Raw genomic sequence first — 19,568 nt, forward strand, 5'->3', positions numbered from 1 at the left:
AATATACAAAACTGTTAACGAAATGAATAGTTAACAGTTTTGATTGCTTAAAAAGCGAGTTATGAAAACGTATTATTACACTTTATTTTAATATGTCACTAAAAACATTTTTATTCTCTCCTGTAGGTACTACTGCAATTTTAACTTTGGATGCTAGCTCTTTATTTACCATATATTTAGCATACACTGGGTTATCATTACATAGTTTCGCCATTCTCATGTCATTTTCAAATTCAGCATTTCTAATTTCAGCCTGATTTTCTATGGCTACTTTATTAAAATCTCTTTTCTTTTGAACTTCAAGATCTTTTAAATTTTTCATTTTTTCCAATTCTGCTTTTGCCAATAATACTTGACGTCTCGCATCAGATTCAGCCCTTTTTTCTGCAACTTGTTTTTCCGTTTCAGCTTTTGCTAGCATTGTTCTTCTTCTACTTTCTTCTGTTTTTGCGTTTATTTTTTCAACTTTAGCTGTAGTTAAAGCTTTTTCCATATCTACTTCGCCTTGTGCACTGGTTTGTTTTTTTCTAGCTTCAGCAGCCTGAAGGTCAATTAAACTCTGTTTGCGAATTCTTTTTAATTCTTGATCTTGCATCGCCAACTTTTCTTTAGCATCTGTATATTTAACAGGAAAAATAATATCTGCTACAATTACTTCATTGATCTTAATTCCTTTTTCTCCTAGATTTTCAGTTAAATACGTTTTAAGATTCTTGATAAAAGCATGTCGTTGTGTCGTAAATACAGAATCCACATTCTGGTATTGATTAGATACATTGTTTGCTAATTCTAGTTCGCGAGGAAACAAGACCAAAGAATCGTAATTAACTCTATTTTCAAATTGAGCTTTAAAAGTATTTTGATCTTCTATTTCCCATCGAGTTGAAACCTGAATATGCAAAGGAATACCATCGGCCAATCTCACATTTTTAAGAACTGTTTGAGATAGTACTTGAGTTTTTGGTGCTTCGTTTTTGTTGTTACAACTGGTTAATGCTAATAGTAAACCAATCATAGTACTTGCTTTTACTTTAGGTGAGATGTTTTTTAAAAATGTAGTTTTCATACGGCTTTATCTAAGAGTTTATTGAATTATTTCTGATGTAAATTTACTTGCTATATACCTATTAAATATGAGGTATCTATAATTAGTAATCATTCAACTATTATCTGTCCACTTTCATATAGTATTCGTTTTTTATAAAAAAAAGACCGTTTTTAGTTCATCGGTGCTATACTTTTAGATGATTATCATTTTGAAAAAATGATGAGATTATTTACTTGTAAATACCAGACGAATAAATTCTTTAATAAGCCCTTATTACTAGGGCAACACTACTTACCTTTGCAAAAAATACTTTCATGTCAAAAAGTTTTACTGACTTAGGAATTAGTCCTGAACTACAACAAAGTTTAACCAACTTAAAAATTTCTGTACCTACAGATATACAAGAAAAAACGATCCCTATTATCTTAAATCAACATCAAGATGTAGTTGCTTTAGCTAAAACAGGAACAGGTAAAACTGCTGCTTTCGGATTGCCTTTATTACAGTTAATTGATACAAATAACTCAAATATTCAAGCAGTTATTTTGGCTCCAACGAGAGAATTAGGGCAACAAATTCATGCAAATTTAACAGCTTTTTCATCACATGATTCTTCTATATCTATAGCTGCTATTTGTGGAGGGATTCCTATAAAACCTCAAATTGAACGATTAAAAAAAGAAACTCATATTGTGGTAGCTACTCCAGGACGTTTGGCCGATTTAGTAAATCGTGGAGCAATTAATATAAAAAACATCTCTTATTTTATTTTAGATGAAGCTGATGAAATGGTGAGTGCTTTAAAGGATGGTTTAGACAGTATTATTAAAGAAATCCCTAAAAAAAGAAGAACTTTATTGTTTACAGCAACATTATCAGGAGCTATAAAACAACTGATAAACAACTATATGGCTAAAGATGTTGTTCACATTGAAGCTAATATGGAAACTGTTGGGCATCAGGGAATAAAACATCAATATGTAGTAGTAAAACCAATAGAAAAGCTAGAGGTATTATTACACTTTTTAGCTACCAAAGAAGGAGAAAGAGGTATTATTTTTTGTAAAACTAAAGCAGCTGTAAATAAATTAGCCAAAAAATTAGCTATTAATAAATTTTCATCAGGTGCAATTCATGGAAGTTTAACACAAGGAATTCGTGATCGAATAATGGAACAATTTAGGGTAGGGCATATTGATATTTTAGTGGCAACCGATTTGGCTGCTCGTGGTATTGATGTAAAAGAAGTTGCTTACGTTGTACATTACCATTTGCCAGACACTTACGAAACTTATGTACATAGAAGCGGACGAACAGCTAGAGCAGGAGCAAAGGGACTTTCTTTAAGTGTTATACAAGAAGAAGAAGTTGATGAAATTCCAGATTTTGAAGATGAATTAGGCATTGTTTTTCGTGAATTTAAAAAAGCTGATGCTCAAAGTATACAAGAAAATAATACTTTATTATGGGCTAAGAAAATTTTTAAAACAAAACCTAATAGAACTGTTTCAGAAGAGTTTAAAGAAAAAGTAAGAACAGTGTTTCATCATTTAACTAAAGAAGAATTGGTTGAAAAGATTTTAGCACATCATTTAGCAGAAGTAAATAAAGATAACTTGAAACAAGTTTCTCAAAAAAATAAGTAATAATTATGGCTAATAGCATTAAAGATCAACAGGATATTTTAGCGAAATTGAATATTCATGAGTTAAATCCAATGCAAGAAGAAGCTATCGCTGTTATTGAAAAAACAAATAATACAGTACTATTGTCACCTACAGGAACAGGGAAAACATTAGCTTTTTTATTACCATTACTACAAACATTAGATCCGAATAATACCGAAGTACAAGCTTTGGTTTTAGTGCCTTCACGTGAATTAGCGATACAAATAGAACAAGTAGCCCGAAATATGGGATCTGGTTACAAAGTAAATGCTGTTTATGGCGGAAGACCAATGGCTAAAGATAAAGCTGAATTAAAGCATTTACCTGCTATTTTAATTGGTACACTAGGAAGAATTTCAGATCATTTTAGTAGCGATCGTTTTTCAAAAGATTACATAAAAACAATAGTTCTGGATGAGTTTGATAAATCTCTAGAAGTTGGTTTTGAGTATGAAATGAGAGGCATCATCAATCAAATTCCGAATTTAAGTAAACGAATATTAACTTCTGCTACTCAGGGTGTTGAAATTCCTGAATTTGTAGGCTTAGATAAGCCTAAGACCATTAATTACTTGCAGCATAAGAAAGCTTCAAAATTAGAGATAAAGACGGTTGTTTCTCCTAAAAAAGAAGACAAAACACAAACTTTGGTCGATTTACTATTGCACATAGGAAATAAACCAGGTATTATTTTTTGTAATTTCAAAGATAGTATTGCAAAGGTTAGTGATACCTTAAAGAAACATAAGATTAACCATACTTGTTTTTCTGGAGGAATGGAACAAAGAGATCGTGAACGTTCTTTAATTAAATTCAGAAATGGAACTTCTCAATTATTAATTGCAACTGATTTAGCTGCAAGAGGAATTGATATTCCTGAACTGAAATATATTATTCATTACGAGCTTCCTAGAGCTATCGAAGAGTTTACCCATAGAAATGGAAGAACAGCAAGGGTAAATGCTAAAGGAATAGCGTATGTTTTGCAAGGTAAAAACGAATTTTTACCTGAATTTATAAAGAAAACAAGACCAATAGACATTGCTGAAAAAGCAGTTTGGAAACCTCAATTTTGGACAACGTTGTTTATTTCAGGAGGAAGAAAAGATAAAATATCAAAAGGTGATATTGCAGGGCTTTTCTTTAAACAAGGAAATTTAAATAAAGATCAATTAGGTGTTATAGAGTTAAAGCAAGATTGTGCCTTTATTTCTGTTCCGTTAAGTATTGCTGACAATTTAGTAGAAACATTAAATAATGCTCGTTTAAAAAAGAAAAGAGTGAGGATATATATTGTTTAAACTAAATTATAGTAACCCGTGTGGTTAATCGGAATATTATCAGGTAATTACACATATTCTTTTTACTTCAAAATTTACGACAGTAAAACTGTGTAGATGAACATTACGTTAAAAATTAAATATATGATTTAAATGATTCCTTAATTTCTTATTTTTAATCTTCTCGCGAGGAATTGGCAGATATCGTGATTGCCATAAAATGTTCACGATTTTTAAATAAATTTAAAAATTTTAAAATGAAAAACAACTTAAGAAAATTAGGGAAAGTTTTAAACAGAAACGAGCAAAAACAAATTAAAGGAAGTATTTCTATAAATAATTCTGCATGTTGGGAATGTTTACCAGGTGCTTTACCTGGTACTTTTTTCGCTTGTGCAGGAGCTGATATCTGTCAAGTTATGGATGATGGATGTCATTTTTGTGTATAAAAAACTATTTAAAAGCGAATTTCGATTCGCTTTTTTCTTATTTAATAAAATTTCATTATAATATTCTGGTTTGTGTAGTATAACTTGAACTTAGAATAAAACTAAGTTTTAACTTCTACTATTCTTACTTTTTTTCTTCAAAAAACTATACTGAAATATTAACATACGCTTTTTTCTAAACAACAATAGGAGAGAGGGACAAAGTGTATGAAATAGATTATATTTGATCGTTATCATATTTTATTTTTTATTCTTTAGGAGAAATTTTTATGCTAATAATTTCAATATATTATATGATTATTAGAAAAAAGTTAAAAAAATAATTATATAAAATTTTAGTTATTACTTTTAGCAATAACATTTATTAAAAAGTTTATACTACTACTATAACCATAACTATTATGAAATTTCAAGCCTTAAAAAAAAGAAAATTCTGGCTGCGATTTATTGCTTGTGTCATACTTTTACCTTTATTCTTACTAGGGGCTACAGTATTGTATATCAATACACAACAAAATAGTATTATTAAAGATCAAATAGCTGAGCTTAATAAAAAACATAAAGGTTCCATTGATATAGGAAAAACTCATTTATCACTTTTTAGTAATTTTCCTAATATTTCTTTTAAAGTAGACGATCTAAAAATAAATGAAACTAAAGAAGATAATTCTCCTGTTATTCTAGATGTTAAAGATATTTACGTAGGATTTAATTTGTGGGATATTTTAGAAGGAAATTACACCATTAAATCATTAGTTGTAGAAGACGGTTTTTTCGATATTGTAATTCACGAAGATAAAAGTCTAAACCTTTTAAACGCATTAAAATCCTTTGATGAAACTGAAAGCGAGGAACCAATAGATTTTAAACTTCAAAAAATTAAATTACATAATCTAGATATTCACAAAAAAGATGAAGGTCAAAATACCGACTTAGAAACATTTATTTATGAGGCTGATGGTGGTTTCAATATTGATAATGAAGTTATTTCAGGACATATTGATACTAAGTTTGAAATGAATTTAATAAGTAATGGCGATACTACGTATATAAAACACAAACATTTTGATCTTCATACAGATATTAGTTTAAATAAAGATACTGAATTGCTTACCATTGAGCCTTCAGGTGTTACTATGGAGCATGGTGATTTTGAGTTAGAAGGAAAAATAGATACCAAAAACGATTTTGATCTTGATCTTATCATAAGAGGGGCAAAGCCTAATTTTGATATGCTTATTGCTTTTGCTCCAGAGGATCTTATTCCTGTTTTAGAACGTTATAAAAATGCAGGGGAAATCTATTTTAATGCTGTAGTTCAAGGACCTACATTGAATCAACAAATACCTTTTTTTGATGTGAATTTTGGTGTAAGTGAAGCTTTTTTAGAAAATACCAACAAAGGTAAACGAGTTAAAAACATTGGCTTTAAAGGGCATTTTACGAATGGTAAAGAACGAAGTTCTCGTACCACAACATTTTCGCTTGAAGATATGACAGCCAAACTAGGAAAAGGAAAAATTCTAGGAAATGTCGTGATCAATAATTTTGATGAACCAGAAATAGATATGCGATTAAATGCAGATTTTAATCTTGAATTTATAACTGATTTTTTGAATTTAAGTGAAGTGGATATTGCATCTGGAAATGTTTCTTTAAAAATGAATTTTCATGATATTATAGATATTGACAACCCAGAACAAGCACTCAGTAAATTGAATCAGGCCTATTATAGTGAGTTGAAAATTGATAGCCTCAGTTTATCATCCAAAGATCTTCCTGCACCATTAAAAAAGCTGAATGCACACGTGGTTATGAATGGTAAAAAAGCAACAATCAATCAATTTGATATGCTTTTAGGAAAATCGGATATTTCAATGACCGGATATGTATCAGATTTACCTGCAATTGTACATCATACAGATAAACTAGTCGTTACGCATTTAGATATTCAATCAAAACAATTAGATATTGCAGAACTGACAAAATTCTCTGCTACTGATAGTATCAAAACTGGTATAGATGAGCAAATTAAAGATTTAACTGCTGGATTTTCATTTAAATCCTCAGCAAAGGCTTTTACTGAAAGCAAATATTTACCTAAAGGCGAGTTTTTTGTAGATAGTTTAAATGCACAATTAAAGCATTATCCGCATAAATTACACGATTTTCATGTAGATGTATTAGTGGATGATAAAGATCTTAAAATTAAAGATTTTACAGGGTTTATTGACGATTCTGACTTTCATTTTAACGGACTTGTGCATAATTATGGCTTTTGGATGCAAAAAGAATTGAATGGCGATGTAGATTTAGACATCAGTTTAACTTCCGATTTATTGCGTTTGGAAGATATTTTCTCGTATCAAGGTGAAAATTATGTACCGGAAGAGTATAGGCACGAAGAGTTTGAAAAATTGGCATTACATGTAAATTCTAGTATGCATTATAAAGCATCTAAATTACATTCTATAGATGTAGAATTGGACAAGTTAAACACCAAAATGCATGTACATCCATTACGATTTGAACAATTTACAGGCGATTTCCATTATGAAGATGATCATCTTGTTGTAAAAGATTTTATAGGTAAAATAGGAAGAACTTCTTTTAATATAGGTTTAAACTATTATTTAGGAGACAATCAAGCAATTAAAAAGAGAGATAATAATCTTAGTTTTAAAGCAAATTATATTGATTATGATCAATTATTTCCTCCTGATAAAACCACAGAAAAGGCTACAATAACTGTAAAATCAAAAACAGCAGATGTTGCTGCACATGCAGATGCTTTTAATTTGTATGAATTACCATTTACGGATATGAAATTTGATGTAGATGTAGATTATTTTATGTATCAACGAATTCATTTACAAGATATAAAAGCAAATTTACGTACCACTCAAAATCATTACATTTATGTAGATACCTTACATATGAATGCAGCAGGAGGTAATTTTAACATGTCTGGGTACTTTAATGGTAGTAATCCGAAGAAAATTTACCTAAAACCCAATATAGAAGCTACTAATGTTGATCTTGATAAATTCTTATTTAAGTTTGAAAATTTTGGACAAGATCATTTGGTTTCAGATAATTTAAAAGGTCATGTTTCTACTACAATAGATGGAAAAATTAGAGTGTACCCTGATTTAGTACCAGATTTAGATCAATCTGAAATTCATATGGATGTAAAAGTTTTTAACGGAAAATTACAGAATTATGAACCTATGAAAATGCTGTCTAGTTATATGGGAGATAAAAACTTGAACAATATCAAATTTGACACCATTCAGAATCATATAGATATCGTTAATGGTCGCATAAATATTCCTAACATGACGATTGAATCCACATTAGGACATATGGAATTATCTGGAACACAAGATTTAAATAATAATATTGAATATTACTTAAAAATTCCATGGAAAATTGTTAGAAAAGCTGTGATGTATAAATTATTTAGTAGCAAAAAAAATAGTGGAAATAAAGAAGAAGAGGATGAAATTGTAGAAGTCGATCCTAATAAAAATGTAAAATACTTAAATGTAAAATTACATGGTACTGTGGATGATTTTAAAGTTTCTATGAAGAAAAAGCCCAAAAAAAAGAAAAAGGAATAAGTTTTTTTACATAGTTGAATTTTCACATTTTTAAATCTGTAAATTAATATATCACGTCATTACGATGAACGAAACGTAGTGAAGTAAAGAAGTAATCTGTTAATTTAATAACGAAAATTTCGTTTTAAAGATAGAGATTGCTTTAACCACATTTGTTTTATAATGTTCTGCTTTATGTAACTTTACTTGTGTAAAAAGCTTTTACTAAAGACAAATCATCTTTTATTTTTTTCTTCCCAAAAGTTTCTTTTAAAATTTAATGTAATACTTTTTTACAAAAAGAGAAGAGAAATAGGGGCTAAATATGTATGTAAAGGCAATATTTTAAACTAACTTACGGATTACCATAATAAACTCTTATTCAAAATTCAATATATTTATGAAACTTTTATTCTAACCAAATAAAATAAAAATGACACAAAAAAATAGAGGATCTGAATGGAGAAAATGGGATTTACATATACATACTCCTGCATCTGGTTTTGCAACAGATAATGATTATCCAACCCTCATTGAAAACCTTAAAAATTCAGAAGCTGAAGTGATAGGTATAAATGATTATTCCACAATTGATGGTTATGCTAAAATCTTAGAACTAGGTGGTGTTCAAGGTAAAGAAATTATACCTGTAGTTGAGTTTAGAATGATTAATAAAATTAATCATAAAAACTCGACTGCAACAGAAGGAGGAGTTAGTATAAATTTTCATGTCATTTTTGATAATGAATTGAGTATTAGGCAAATTCAAACGGAAATAAATTCATTAGAATGTTTTTTTGAAGGAGGTAAAGAAACTAAATTGGGACACGTAGATTCTAATCAATATCAAGAACTATCTTTTGACTTTTTTAAAACAATAGAAGCTCTTAAAAAATCTCCAATAGCTAAAGAAAAGTTTCTTGTTTGGGTTCCTTATGATGAATATGGAGGAATTGATAACATAGATCCCAATGTTGATACTTTTTTCAAATTAGGTATAATTAATAATTCAGATATTTTAGGTTCTGCAAACTCAAAACAAATAGATTTTTTTCTAAGTGATAGATGTGTTAATGATGTTGGAAAAAAAATACCTTGTATTAAAGGAAGTGACTCTCATCAAATAGATTATCCATTTGGAAAATTAAAAGATAAAGACTCTAATCCTATTAATAAATATTGCTGGGTAAAAGCAGATCGCACCTTTCAAGGATTAAAACAAATTGTATATGAACCATTATTGAGAGTAAAAATAAATGATGAAATACCAGATAATAAACAGCCTCACAAAACCATAAAGTCTATAAAATTTATAAATCATCCAGATTTCATAAAAAAGCCAATCTATTTCAGTAAAGACTTAAATACTATAATTGGAGGTAAATCATCTGGTAAATCACTTTTATTATATTATTTAGCAAATACAATTGATTATAAATATTCGTATAAGCAAATAAATCCAAATTCAGAGTCTATTGAATTAGATGATAAATATAAATTTTCAGATAATGAAGAAACACCATTAGATGTAGAAATTCAATGGGATGATGATGTTATATATAAATTTTCAGATAGAGAAAATATTAAAAATCGAAGATTCGTCTACATTCCTCAAACATACATTTTATCATTAACAGAAAAAATTGAAAAGAAATCTAGAAAAACATTAGGAAAATTCATTAGAGAAATTCTATTGCAAAATACAAGTAGCAAAGACGCTTATGATAATTTTATTAGTGAAGTTAAGAGATTAGATAGAGTAAGAAATGATTTAATTGAAGATTATTTTAAAATTAAAAATGATATTAAAATAAAATATGAAGAAATAAAAAATTTAGGAGATAAGGAGGGGATTCAAAATTTTGTTAAAAATACTCTTGAAAAATCTCTTAATGAACTTAAAACCAAATCTAATATAAGCAACGAAGAATCTATTAGATATAATATTTTAAAAGCGAGACAAGAAAAAATAAACAATATAAGTCTTGAAAATGATAATGAGATCGATCTTTTAAAAGTTTACATAAATAATTTAGAATCACAAATTGAAAATTTAATTGAAAATAAAACTAGACTTCAAGACAATTTTAAACTTAATAGCAAATTCCTAGAATTATTAAATAAGATAGAATCTGATATCAACGAATTACAAGGGAATTTGAATTCTTATAACTCTAATTTATACAGTTTAGAGAGCTTAACTAACAATAGAATAAAAAAGTTATCCGATACATTAGAAGAAAAAATTAAACCTATTTCAGAAAAGCTTGTAGATAAGATTAAAATAAGCAACTTAGAAAAAGAAATTAAAAATCAGAAAAATATTTTATTTAAGATTCAAAATATTGAAGAAAACGTACTTATTGTTTTACAAAAGAATTTGGAAGAAACAAAAACTAAGATTTTTTTGGAATACGAAAACGCATTCAATGAATATAAAAAGATTATAGAAAATTTAAATGAAAGAGGTAAAGATTTTGATGACTTAAGCTTAATTGGTTCAATTAAATTTTACGCGAACAGATTTAAAGATCAATTTTTAAATGATTTTTTTAATTTAAATCATAGAGTTAATTCGGAAATTAAAAATTCTTATTTGTTTAAAGTAGAAAAAAATATGTTTGATGACATAATAATAAATGATCATAAAAATGAAATTGAAAGAATTTTTGATTTAATTATTAATGATGATGTTTCTTTTAAAAAATATAAAAACAAAAAAGATAGTATAAAAGCATTATTAAAAGATGAATTCTTTGATTATTGGGAATTAAAAGTGGGGAATGATGAAATGGCAGATATGTCTCCCGGAAAAGCTAACCTTGTAATATTAAAATTATTAATAGATCTAAGCGAATCTGATTGCCCTATATTAATAGATCAACCTGAAGATAACTTAGATAACAGATCTATATATAACGATTTAGTTCAATTTATTAGAAAAAGAAAAATAAATCGTCAAATAATTATAGTGACACATAATCCAAATGTAGTTGTATCTGCTGATTCAGAGAATGTAATTGTAGCTAATCAAAAAGGAGAAGATGATGAAAGAGAAAATAATAATTTTCGCTTTGAATATATAAATGGAGCAATAGAAAACTCTTTTAAAATTGATGATGATACTATTGGAATTCTTAATAGAATGGGAATAAAAGAACATGTTACTGAAATATTAGAAGGAGGAAAAGAAGCTTTTGTTAAGCGTGAGGAAAAATATGGCTTTTAATTTAAAAGTTGTAGTATTTAATATAATTTTTAATGTTAATTGTGAACGATTTTGAGAAACTCACATAAAAAAATGAATGTTTAATACCCCAGATCAAAGCTTCTTATTCTATGGAATACGCTTTGCCTGAAACGACGATAGGAGCGAAGTGCAATTTGTATGGAATATTTCTTCTATTTTTTAATTGATTACTGAAAACCGTAAGTATTAATCAAATGACTTGATTACTTTTAAGATCAAATAAATAAACGAAAATATTATGAAAACAATTAGAGCTATTAAACCAGGACCTAAACCTAAAAAGCAAGATGGTACTCTTGATAAAAGAAGAAGAGACAACAAGAATACTCCAGGTAACAAACCATCATTAAAACCTAGTAAATCAACTAAAAAGAAATAACTTATAGTTTTTTAGTTATGTAAAAATTAACATAATACTAATTAATTAAGCTTGTGAACTAATTCTATAATGTAATTTATTTCTCCAGCTTTTTTAGTTTTGTCTAAAATTATTTAAACATAGTAATAATCAAATATACCTTAGACTTAGATACTGCAAAAATGAAATGTTAAATTTCAAAAAGAGAATTTAAAGATATAATTGATAAACTAAAAGATTAATGCTTTACATTATGTTAAATAGAAGTTGAAATTAAAGAAAACGGCTTCAGAGAATTTTGATAAAAACAATAATTGTATATTACAAAGACTATTGATTATAGTAAGTTTAATGTTATTTAAGAGAAAATCATTAAGTTACAATCCATTGTAAAATATAACGAATGAACCGTTATTGTTTCCATAAATATCTGAAGCCTTGAATTTTTGTTTCTTTTGTTTCAAGACAAAAGATAGCACAAAATGATGATTTCAACGAGAATTTTAATTATAATAGCTACAAATTTTCAAGTTAGAATGTTTCTTGAGAATCGCGTATTTGAAAAATTATGAACCATTCTACAGAATATTCAATTTAAACGAGAAGTCAAAACACGAATGCTAAATGCCCAATTATACTATATATGATAAACAAACGAGTATATCCTGGGATATTTAACATAATAGAGAATTATAGCTATTAAATAGACCTTGAAGTTCATAAGCCGTAATTTCTTTTAACATAATATCTGACGATATAAGTCTAAAGACGTTATATCTGATATTATGTGTAAATAGCCTGAAAAACGGCTATACAGAAATCACTATATATTTAAACTATAATTAATATTATGTAAAATAGAATATATAGAAAAGAGTAAACTACTCTGTTTCTTTCGACCATTTAGAATAACCTCCCTCTAAATCGAAAATTTGATTAAAACCTAATTCATTAAGCATTTTAGAAGCTTTACCACTGCGATTACCACTTTTACAATATACATACACAGGAATATCTTTATTCAGTTTAAGTAATTGATTTTTAAAATCATCAGAAAAATAATCAATCAGTTTAGCGTTTGCAATATGTCCGTTGTCATATTCTTTTTTTGTTCTAACATCAATCAATTGAATATCAGAATTATGAATTGTTAATTTCAATTCATTAACACTAATTTTCTTTATGTTTGATTCATTGTTATTTGTATTACAGCTAATTAGTAATACTATGAATGATAATAAAAAAGCTATTTTATTCATTTCAATTGGTTTATTTGGTTATTTTATCAAAGATAAATTTAATTAACGATTAACTTATAACCAACACCATGAACATTCTTAATTTGAATGGTATCATCGTCTTTTAATTTTTTACGTAATTTAGATATGTAAGTATCTAAACTTCTGCCAACTACTACTCCATTATCTTCCCAAACCTTTTTTGTAAGCAACTCTCTTTTAGTTGTTTGGTTCTTATTTTCTGCCAATATTTGTAGTAATTCACATTCTTTTTTTGACAAACTAATTTCATCAGAGCTTTTAATAAGTAAGTTTTGTTCCGGATAAAAAGAAAAAGCTCCAATTACGATACTTTCACTATTATCATGAACTAGAATTGGTTTCTCAATTCTTTTTCTATTCATCATAAATCGCATTACTACAATCAAGAAAGGAATTAAAATAAGTAGTAACCAATACGAATTGTTTGATGTATTGAGCTTTTTATCAGTATTTAAAAATGAAATTTGTATGTAATAACAATCTTTAGAAAGAACTCTATTCGCACAAGGTATAATCCCCTCTTCTACTTGTTTTTTCATTAAGTAACTATAAGCTACTTCATTAGTAGTGCAGTTGTATACTTCTACTAAATATTGGTTTGGAAGGTTTGCTTTTTTGAGATTATTTTGAATGATTGCTACCAGTTGAGATGGTTCAATTAGTAAGTGATTGATAAAAGAAATCTCATATTTAGAAGCACTCAGTTTTTTTATCGGATTTACAGGAGTTGATAGATCATTATTAATAGTTAATAATTCATGTCCAACCTGTCGCAACGATACTTTTACAGTTTCAGAAAAATAATCGTCTGATTTTTGGTTACACTGTACTAACATTAGTAAAAATAATGGCAGAATTATATGAATTGAAATCCTTTTTACAAACATGACACAAATAACCTATTTTTTAATGAATTTTTACAGCTGTTGACACTTCTTTTACATTTTTTTGACACTTTTAACTAGGTAATCCTATAATTTTGAAACTGTTATATAACCATAGAATTACGCGTTACTTTTTCTTAAAATACTAATTATTAAATTAATAAAAATGATACGATATATATTATTCACTTTTTTAGTTGGCTTTTTCATAAACTGCACTTCTAAAACTAAAAAAAACAATTTGGTAGCTAAGAATACTACTAGTGAAACAAAAATTAATACCGATTTTAGAAATTCTTTCTTTTATCCTGTAGAAAAAAAGGATAAAAATCCTTATGAATTAGACATTAAGCTACACTCTTTAAACAAAGATGAATATCAATTAGAGATTGATGTAAAATTAATGCCTGGCTCATTTTTTGTGTCTCCAAATTCAAAAGGAGATTTCAAAGGTAAATTTAGGATGGATTTTAAGGATAAAAACAATATAGATTTAATTGCTGATTTAAAAGAAACTCCTTTAACAGTTGAAGTTTTCGATGATCATCCGTATGTGAATGGAAAAGTAAATTGGGTAAAAGAGAATACAGTATATAAGCAAAAAATTAAAGTAAAATCAAAAGAAAACTTTATCACCACAGGTGTGATACGTTTTGTAATTGAACCTCGCTGTACTTTGGAAGAAATTCCCTTTCTACTGGTATATGAACATGGTAAATTGGTTGTAAAACGTGATATGTGTTAGCCTTATTACAGGAAGTTATATAAGAATAAATGTTTAATATAAAAAACTTATGATCAAACATTTATCTATTTAGAACATTTCTAATATTAACTTTTTTTATTATATTTGTTAAAGTTTTCATAATGACTTTACCATATATTTAAAAATATTTGGGGGCCTGAGTCCTTAAGAAGATTTTAAACCTTTCGAAAGAAAGGTTTTTTTCTTTAAAATTACTTATCTTTTAAAGGTATAGAAACACAAAGTTTTTCTTCAATTATTTCGTTTAGCTTTTGTTGGCTGTCACTTGAAAGTGAATTAGCCCAAGCATTTAAGCTTTTTGCACATTTTTTTAAGACTTCAATATCTTCTTTTTCAAAAGCTGATGTAATTGTTTTTCTAGCATCTTCAAAGAAATCTCTTTTCTTATCAGATAAACTTGCCCAATAATCTATGATTATCAAACATCTGTTTTTAATTGTGATGGTGCCCTCCATTGATTAAATTGATATTTATTTGATTCAAATGTATTATTAATATGAATTTCAAATAGTTAAAACTCTTTAAACGGCATAAAAGCTACGATCAATGAACTTTTTTACTATAGTTTATGAGTTTTAACGCATTCATTTATAAGAGTTTTGGTTGTTTTAGATACTAATCGAATAAACTACCATAGCCGGAAATAACTTGGTCATCTTTAAACTCCTCAGGTTCTAAATGAATAATATTTTCGGGATTTTTTCTTAAATATCCATGTAATATACGTTGAATATCTCTATTATCTTTCTGTAAGTCAATGAATTTTAAATAATCTTTAGCGCTATTTATGTTGTCAGTATCATCCATGTAGCCAAAACCTTTGTAAATACCATTTAAAACTAAAATGAAACCTATCTGACCATTATTTTTCCCTTTTTCATAAATCACGAAATTATCGTTCTCATATCGTAAAGAAGCTATAGCTGTATCTACTCTTGCATTGTATTTTTCTATTGCTTCTGCTTCTCTACAAATACCATGACACTTTTTTATTTGATAGTGAAAACAACTACTAACATTGGTTTGTAAATGACAATATTTAGGACATAGTTCGTAACGCTCACACAAACTTTGTACAAAACCACGTGCTTCTGAATTAGAATAAAATTTCATAATTGGATTGGGTACCATTTTAATACTATTCCAAGCTAAATGACGCACTCCTCTCCTATCTTTATAACTAAATAAGGCAAAACTTTCACTAGATCGTCGTTGTGCTCTATTAAATTTTGGATATAATCTTTTAATTTCTGCAGATTCAAAAAGCAAAGCTATCAACTCATTACCTGTCTCTTTATAGGTAATATTAGCAGTTGCCATACACATGTTTATTTCTTTCTTCTTTTTATCGTAAAAGTGGCTTAAAACACGTTGTTTAATATTATTTGCCTTACCTACATAAATAATCTCTTTGTCTTCATTCCAAAAATAATAGACTCCATGTTTTTCTGATAAATTATCAAATACTTCTTTAGGCAATAAAGGTGGTAATGTAGCTTGTCTTGATCTTGGATTTAAAAAAGATTCAAATACATCAGTTTCATGTTCATAATTTAAATTTAATAACTTATGAAATAAAATCACAGTAGCTTCAGCATCACCTCTAGCTCTATGCCTTGCTGTAATATTAATTCCTTCAGAAGCGCATAATTTTCCTAAACTATACGAACGTTTATTAGGCAATAACTTTCTTGATAAACGTACCGTACATAGCTTTTTACGACGATATTCTAAGCCTAATGATTTAAATTCTTTACCTATAATTCCATAATCAAAATTCACATTGTGAGCTACAAAAATGCAATCTTCAGTAATTTGATATATTTTTTTAGCTACTTCATAAAACCTAGGTGCATCTTTTACCATAAAATTGTCAATTCCTGTTAAACTGGTAATTCTAGGTGGAATGCTATATTCAGGATTTATAAGTGTTGTAAATTCATCTAGTACAGTACTACCATCTGTAATAAAAATACTTATTTCAGTAATTTTCACACCTCCATTAGTCTCAATATCAACAACTGCATATTTTTTCATAAGTATAATACTACCTTTTCTAAATTATTTTTGTTTATATTTTTCACAATATAGTTAAACATTTTGTATTTTTACCATAATTAATAAAATTACAACATTGTTCAAATTATTCAAATCCAAAAAGGAAAAATTAGAGTCAAAATACAAAAAGCTTTTAAAAGAAGCTCACTCGCTTTCTACAGTAAATAGATCGTTAAGTGACGATAAAATTTTTGAAGCAGAGCAGGTATTGAAGGAAATTGAACGTTTAGAAAAATAACAGTTTTAAGAATGTCAGATAAAAAGAAACCCGATCAAGTTGTTTACAACGAAGAAACTCAAGAATATGATGCGTATTTAAAACCTTACGCTACTTCTGTAGGCGCTCCTATAATTACCGTAGAAGATACTGTTACATGGAAAAATAGAAGTGTAAACAAGGTAAATCATAAAATAAAAAGTAGGTATTTAGAAATTAAAGCCGAATACGAGAAAATGGTTGAAGAGTATGAATACAATAAGTTGATACTAACTTCTAAATTTTCTTTTGAACCTATTGTAGGACAAGTATATCATTTATACAAAAACAATAAAAACGAGAATTTTTTATCAATTATCGCTCCTAATGAATGTAATTTTGATTGTATAGGTAGTTTTTATTTAGATACTGAGTTGATCTGGAAAAAAGTAGAATAGTTGCTTGAAAAGTGTTGTTATTTAGTAATAGCTCTAATTCTGACTACTACTGTCTACTGACTTTATAACTCTTCCTCTGTAATCAATAGGAGTTCTGTGTGAGCTATTTACAGAGATATTGCTAGACATGTTAGGAAAAACTTGAACGATTAAATTATAACTTTCGTTACTATAATTTCCGTCGTTTACAGTAAAACTAATTTTATAACTACCGTTTTTTGCTTTGTACTTTTTTAAATTTCTGGCTTTAGATTTAAAACTGATTCCTATATCTCTAGCGCCATAATTCCCTGGCAATTGTCTTTCTCCAAAATAAGGCAAATTGGCAAAAACAGAATCTTTTTCGATTCTGAAATAATTAGAATTACCCGTAATATTAATATTTGTAAGTGAATTTCCGTTAACATTAAAGAAACCTGAATTTTGTAAACTAGCCAATCCGGTTGTAAGCATTGGATTTGCCCAATCAGATTCTATTTTAAAAGAAGCATCTGTAACTAAATTTTCTAATTGTTTTATTTCTTGTTCAGAAAACTTTGTAGCAGCACAACTCGCTAAAAAACAAGCTACTAAACATAAAACGCTATATCTTACAAAATTATTCATACATCTTAAAGTTAAGAAAAAAATGAGACATTTCACTGGTTTTTAACATTCTATAACATTTAAAGCAGTCACATTTAACTTTTTTGTACGCATTTATCAAACTTCGTTTGAAAATGTTCTACAATTAACTAAAAACAATAAAAACTTAAAAAGTATCTCTTTATTTTAAACAACTTCTCGACTGCGCTCGAAGAGACAGAGAGAATTCCTTTTAATACTGTAAATTAAATCACTGTATACTAGTCACTAAGAAAAAAATAATATAAATGCTTTTGTCAGATCGAGCGCAGTCGAGATCATACAGTTTTGAATTTCTAATCAATAATGCTCGAAGAGACATAGAAAGTTCTTTTTTAGTATTGGAAAATAAATCACTGTACACTGCTAACTAAGAAAAATATTACAATGATTTTGTTCTATAGAGCACAGTCGAAACCTTAATCTTTGTAATATCCCTACAATGATTTCTTTAAAAAAGTATAACTCTGATTACTTTTAGGATAGTTGTCTATTTTTCCATACACTTCGTAACCATTTTTTATGTAAAATTCTTCAGCTTGAAAAGAAAAAGTATCTAACATCGCTAAAATTGCGCCTAATTCTTTGGCTTTAATTTCAGCTTCTTTTAAAAGATCGCTTCCCACACCTTTACCTCTGTAGGCTTCATGCACCCAAAGTGTTGAAATTTTAAAACCTGCATAATAACCAATATCACCAAAAATTCCGCCGATAACTTCGTTATGATCATTTTTGGCTACCAAACGTATTTTTTCATGCACAAAAGATAAAATTCGATCTGTTTGACTGTCATTATATGTGTTAATACCGTCAATCACTACTTCTCCTTCTTCTCTACTCTCGCATTCAACTATTTTCATGCTTCTTTTTTCACATTTAAATTATTAATTACAGACAATACAACGTACAATGTTATAATTAATGGTAACGCAACAAATTGTAAAAGGATTAAAAGAACTAAAGAAGAAATTAAAAATAAATATTTGATAATGTTCTTTTTAAAAGCATATGTTTTAAATTTTAATGAAAACAATGGCAATTCAGAAATCATTAAAAATGATAAGATAATTGTAATTGCAATTAGCAAATATTTATTGTGAATAACATCTTGAATGATAGGATTCGTTGAATACTGAGCTATTAATGGTAAGGAAAGTACAAATAAGTTCATTGCTGGAGTTGGTAAACCTATAAAACTATCTGACTGTCTGTCGTCAATATTAAACTTTGCCAATCTATAACAAGCAAAAAGCGTTAATACAATTCCAAATAACTCATAAGAAATCCAGTTATCTAAACTAAAACCTAAATCTAAAGCAGCTTCCCAGGTAGAAACACCTAATTCATTATAAGTATTGCTATGAATCATAAACTGCATCATTACAATTCCTGGTACTACTCCACTAGTTACCATATCGGCCAAACTATCCAATTGTTTTCCTAATTCCCCTTGAACTTGTAACAATCTGGCAGCAAAACCGTCTAAGAAATCGAGCGCTATTCCTGCAACTACTAAAATAGCAGTAGCATAAAAATCGCCTTTTACTGCAAAAATAGTTGCTACAGTACCGCAAAAAAGGTTACCTAATGTTATTATATTTGGAATGTGCTTTTTTATGTTCATATATTTATTTTTTACGAAAATATG

At 27.8% G+C, this 19,568-nt stretch carries 17 protein-coding genes; 9 read left to right on the top strand and 8 right to left on the bottom strand.

The annotated features are described in order from the left end of the window. Window positions 1-82: 82 nt before the first annotated feature. On the bottom strand, window positions 83-1,066 hold the full coding sequence (locus EYW44_RS11585) for an SPFH domain-containing protein (RefSeq protein ID WP_132723832.1): 984 nt from the start codon (window positions 1,064-1,066) through the stop codon (window positions 83-85). 296 nt (window positions 1,067-1,362) lie between these two features. Between EYW44_RS11585 and EYW44_RS11590 the strand changes: the two genes are divergently transcribed. The 6 genes from EYW44_RS11590 (at window position 1,363) to EYW44_RS22205 (ending at window position 11,675) form a co-directional block, all read left to right on the top strand. Then, window positions 1,363-2,694, top strand: coding sequence for a DEAD/DEAH box helicase (locus tag EYW44_RS11590; protein ID WP_132723833.1), 1,332 nt, complete (start codon window positions 1,363-1,365; stop codon window positions 2,692-2,694). Window positions 2,695-2,699: 5 nt separating this feature from the next. Next, on the top strand, window positions 2,700-4,016 hold the full coding sequence (locus EYW44_RS11595; RefSeq protein ID WP_132723834.1) for a DEAD/DEAH box helicase: 1,317 nt from the start codon (window positions 2,700-2,702) through the stop codon (window positions 4,014-4,016). Window positions 4,017-4,252: 236 nt separating this feature from the next. Next, window positions 4,253-4,444 (top strand): hypothetical protein, encoded by a 192-nt coding sequence (locus tag EYW44_RS11600; RefSeq protein WP_132723835.1) that lies wholly within the window; start codon window positions 4,253-4,255, stop codon window positions 4,442-4,444. Window positions 4,445-4,845: 401 nt separating this feature from the next. Next, on the top strand, window positions 4,846-8,067 hold the full coding sequence (locus EYW44_RS11605; RefSeq protein ID WP_132723836.1) for an AsmA-like C-terminal region-containing protein: 3,222 nt from the start codon (window positions 4,846-4,848) through the stop codon (window positions 8,065-8,067). A gap of 412 nt (window positions 8,068-8,479) precedes the next feature. Beyond that, window positions 8,480-11,275 carry a TrlF family AAA-like ATPase gene (locus tag EYW44_RS11610; protein ID WP_132723837.1) on the top strand — a complete coding sequence of 932 codons (2,796 nt, stop codon included), beginning with the start codon at window positions 8,480-8,482 and terminating at the stop codon, window positions 11,273-11,275. Window positions 11,276-11,534: 259 nt separating this feature from the next. Beyond that, window positions 11,535-11,675 (top strand): hypothetical protein, encoded by a 141-nt coding sequence (locus EYW44_RS22205; RefSeq protein ID WP_165872209.1) that lies wholly within the window; start codon window positions 11,535-11,537, stop codon window positions 11,673-11,675. Window positions 11,676-12,535: 860 nt separating this feature from the next. Here EYW44_RS22205 and EYW44_RS11615 read toward each other — a convergent pair. Together EYW44_RS11615 and EYW44_RS11620 are read right to left on the bottom strand one after the other, a co-directional pair. After that, entirely contained in the window at window positions 12,536-12,913 is a 378-nt protein-coding gene (locus EYW44_RS11615) for a rhodanese-like domain-containing protein (protein ID WP_132723838.1), read from the bottom strand. Window positions 12,914-12,951: 38 nt separating this feature from the next. After that, window positions 12,952-13,770, bottom strand: coding sequence for a helix-turn-helix domain-containing protein (locus EYW44_RS11620; protein WP_165872210.1), 819 nt, complete (start codon window positions 13,768-13,770; stop codon window positions 12,952-12,954). A 214-nt stretch (window positions 13,771-13,984) separates the two neighbouring features. Here EYW44_RS11620 and EYW44_RS11625 point away from each other — a divergent pair, with 214 nt between their 5' ends. Beyond that, on the top strand, window positions 13,985-14,563 hold the full coding sequence (locus EYW44_RS11625; protein WP_132723840.1) for a hypothetical protein: 579 nt from the start codon (window positions 13,985-13,987) through the stop codon (window positions 14,561-14,563). 212 nt (window positions 14,564-14,775) lie between these two features. On the opposite strand, the gene EYW44_RS11630 is transcribed toward EYW44_RS11625, so the two are convergent. Beyond that, window positions 14,776-15,006 carry a hypothetical protein gene (locus EYW44_RS11630; protein ID WP_165872211.1) on the bottom strand — a complete coding sequence of 77 codons (231 nt, stop codon included), beginning with the start codon at window positions 15,004-15,006 and terminating at the stop codon, window positions 14,776-14,778. 193 nt (window positions 15,007-15,199) lie between these two features. Then, window positions 15,200-16,621, bottom strand: a complete 1,422-nt coding sequence (locus tag EYW44_RS11635; protein ID WP_132723842.1) for an exonuclease domain-containing protein — start codon at window positions 16,619-16,621, stop codon at window positions 15,200-15,202. A gap of 97 nt (window positions 16,622-16,718) precedes the next feature. Between EYW44_RS11635 and EYW44_RS11640 the strand changes: the two genes are divergently transcribed. Together EYW44_RS11640 and EYW44_RS11645 are read left to right on the top strand one after the other, a co-directional pair. Then, on the top strand, window positions 16,719-16,880 hold the full coding sequence (locus EYW44_RS11640) for a Lacal_2735 family protein (RefSeq protein ID WP_132723843.1): 162 nt from the start codon (window positions 16,719-16,721) through the stop codon (window positions 16,878-16,880). Window positions 16,881-16,891: 11 nt separating this feature from the next. Further along, on the top strand, window positions 16,892-17,296 hold the full coding sequence (locus tag EYW44_RS11645; protein WP_132723844.1) for a DUF2452 domain-containing protein: 405 nt from the start codon (window positions 16,892-16,894) through the stop codon (window positions 17,294-17,296). Window positions 17,297-17,329: 33 nt separating this feature from the next. Here the strand turns inward: EYW44_RS11645 and EYW44_RS11650 are convergent, their stop codons facing one another. The 3 genes from EYW44_RS11650 to EYW44_RS11660 all read right to left on the bottom strand — a co-directional run bounded on the left by EYW44_RS11650 (window position 17,330) and on the right by EYW44_RS11660 (window position 19,544). Then, window positions 17,330-17,902, bottom strand: coding sequence for a DUF4251 domain-containing protein (locus EYW44_RS11650; RefSeq protein WP_132723845.1), 573 nt, complete (start codon window positions 17,900-17,902; stop codon window positions 17,330-17,332). Window positions 17,903-18,357: 455 nt separating this feature from the next. Next, window positions 18,358-18,780, bottom strand: coding sequence for a GNAT family N-acetyltransferase (locus EYW44_RS11655; protein WP_132723846.1), 423 nt, complete (start codon window positions 18,778-18,780; stop codon window positions 18,358-18,360). After that, a complete protein-coding gene (locus EYW44_RS11660; protein WP_207893774.1) occupies window positions 18,777-19,544 on the bottom strand; it encodes a CDP-alcohol phosphatidyltransferase family protein in 768 nt (255 codons plus the stop codon). The genes EYW44_RS11655 and EYW44_RS11660 overlap by 4 nt, the downstream gene beginning before the upstream one ends. Between the last annotated feature and the right edge of the window lie 24 nt (window positions 19,545-19,568).

Source organism: Tenacibaculum sp. M341, assembly GCF_004337695.1.
Classification (GTDB): Bacteria; Bacteroidota; Bacteroidia; order Flavobacteriales; family Flavobacteriaceae; genus Polaribacter.

Coding starts and splice junctions, on each gene's coding strand:
- EYW44_RS11585 (WP_132723832.1), bottom strand. CDS start 1,066: ATGAAAACTACATTTTTAAAAAACATCTCACCTAAAGTAAAAGCAAGT.
- EYW44_RS11590 (WP_132723833.1), top strand. CDS start 1,363: ATGTCAAAAAGTTTTACTGACTTAGGAATTAGTCCTGAACTACAACAA.
- EYW44_RS11595 (WP_132723834.1), top strand. CDS start 2,700: ATGGCTAATAGCATTAAAGATCAACAGGATATTTTAGCGAAATTGAAT.
- EYW44_RS11600 (WP_132723835.1), top strand. CDS start 4,253: ATGAAAAACAACTTAAGAAAATTAGGGAAAGTTTTAAACAGAAACGAG.
- EYW44_RS11605 (WP_132723836.1), top strand. CDS start 4,846: ATGAAATTTCAAGCCTTAAAAAAAAGAAAATTCTGGCTGCGATTTATT.
- EYW44_RS11610 (WP_132723837.1), top strand. CDS start 8,480: ATGACACAAAAAAATAGAGGATCTGAATGGAGAAAATGGGATTTACAT.
- EYW44_RS22205 (WP_165872209.1), top strand. CDS start 11,535: ATGAAAACAATTAGAGCTATTAAACCAGGACCTAAACCTAAAAAGCAA.
- EYW44_RS11615 (WP_132723838.1), bottom strand. CDS start 12,913: ATGAATAAAATAGCTTTTTTATTATCATTCATAGTATTACTAATTAGC.
- EYW44_RS11620 (WP_165872210.1), bottom strand. CDS start 13,770: ATGTTAGTACAGTGTAACCAAAAATCAGACGATTATTTTTCTGAAACT.
- EYW44_RS11625 (WP_132723840.1), top strand. CDS start 13,985: ATGATACGATATATATTATTCACTTTTTTAGTTGGCTTTTTCATAAAC.
- EYW44_RS11635 (WP_132723842.1), bottom strand. CDS start 16,621: ATGAAAAAATATGCAGTTGTTGATATTGAGACTAATGGAGGTGTGAAA.
- EYW44_RS11645 (WP_132723844.1), top strand. CDS start 16,892: ATGTCAGATAAAAAGAAACCCGATCAAGTTGTTTACAACGAAGAAACT.
- EYW44_RS11650 (WP_132723845.1), bottom strand. CDS start 17,902: ATGAATAATTTTGTAAGATATAGCGTTTTATGTTTAGTAGCTTGTTTT.
- EYW44_RS11655 (WP_132723846.1), bottom strand. CDS start 18,780: ATGAAAATAGTTGAATGCGAGAGTAGAGAAGAAGGAGAAGTAGTGATT.
- EYW44_RS11660 (WP_207893774.1), bottom strand. CDS start 19,544: ATGAACATAAAAAAGCACATTCCAAATATAATAACATTAGGTAACCTT.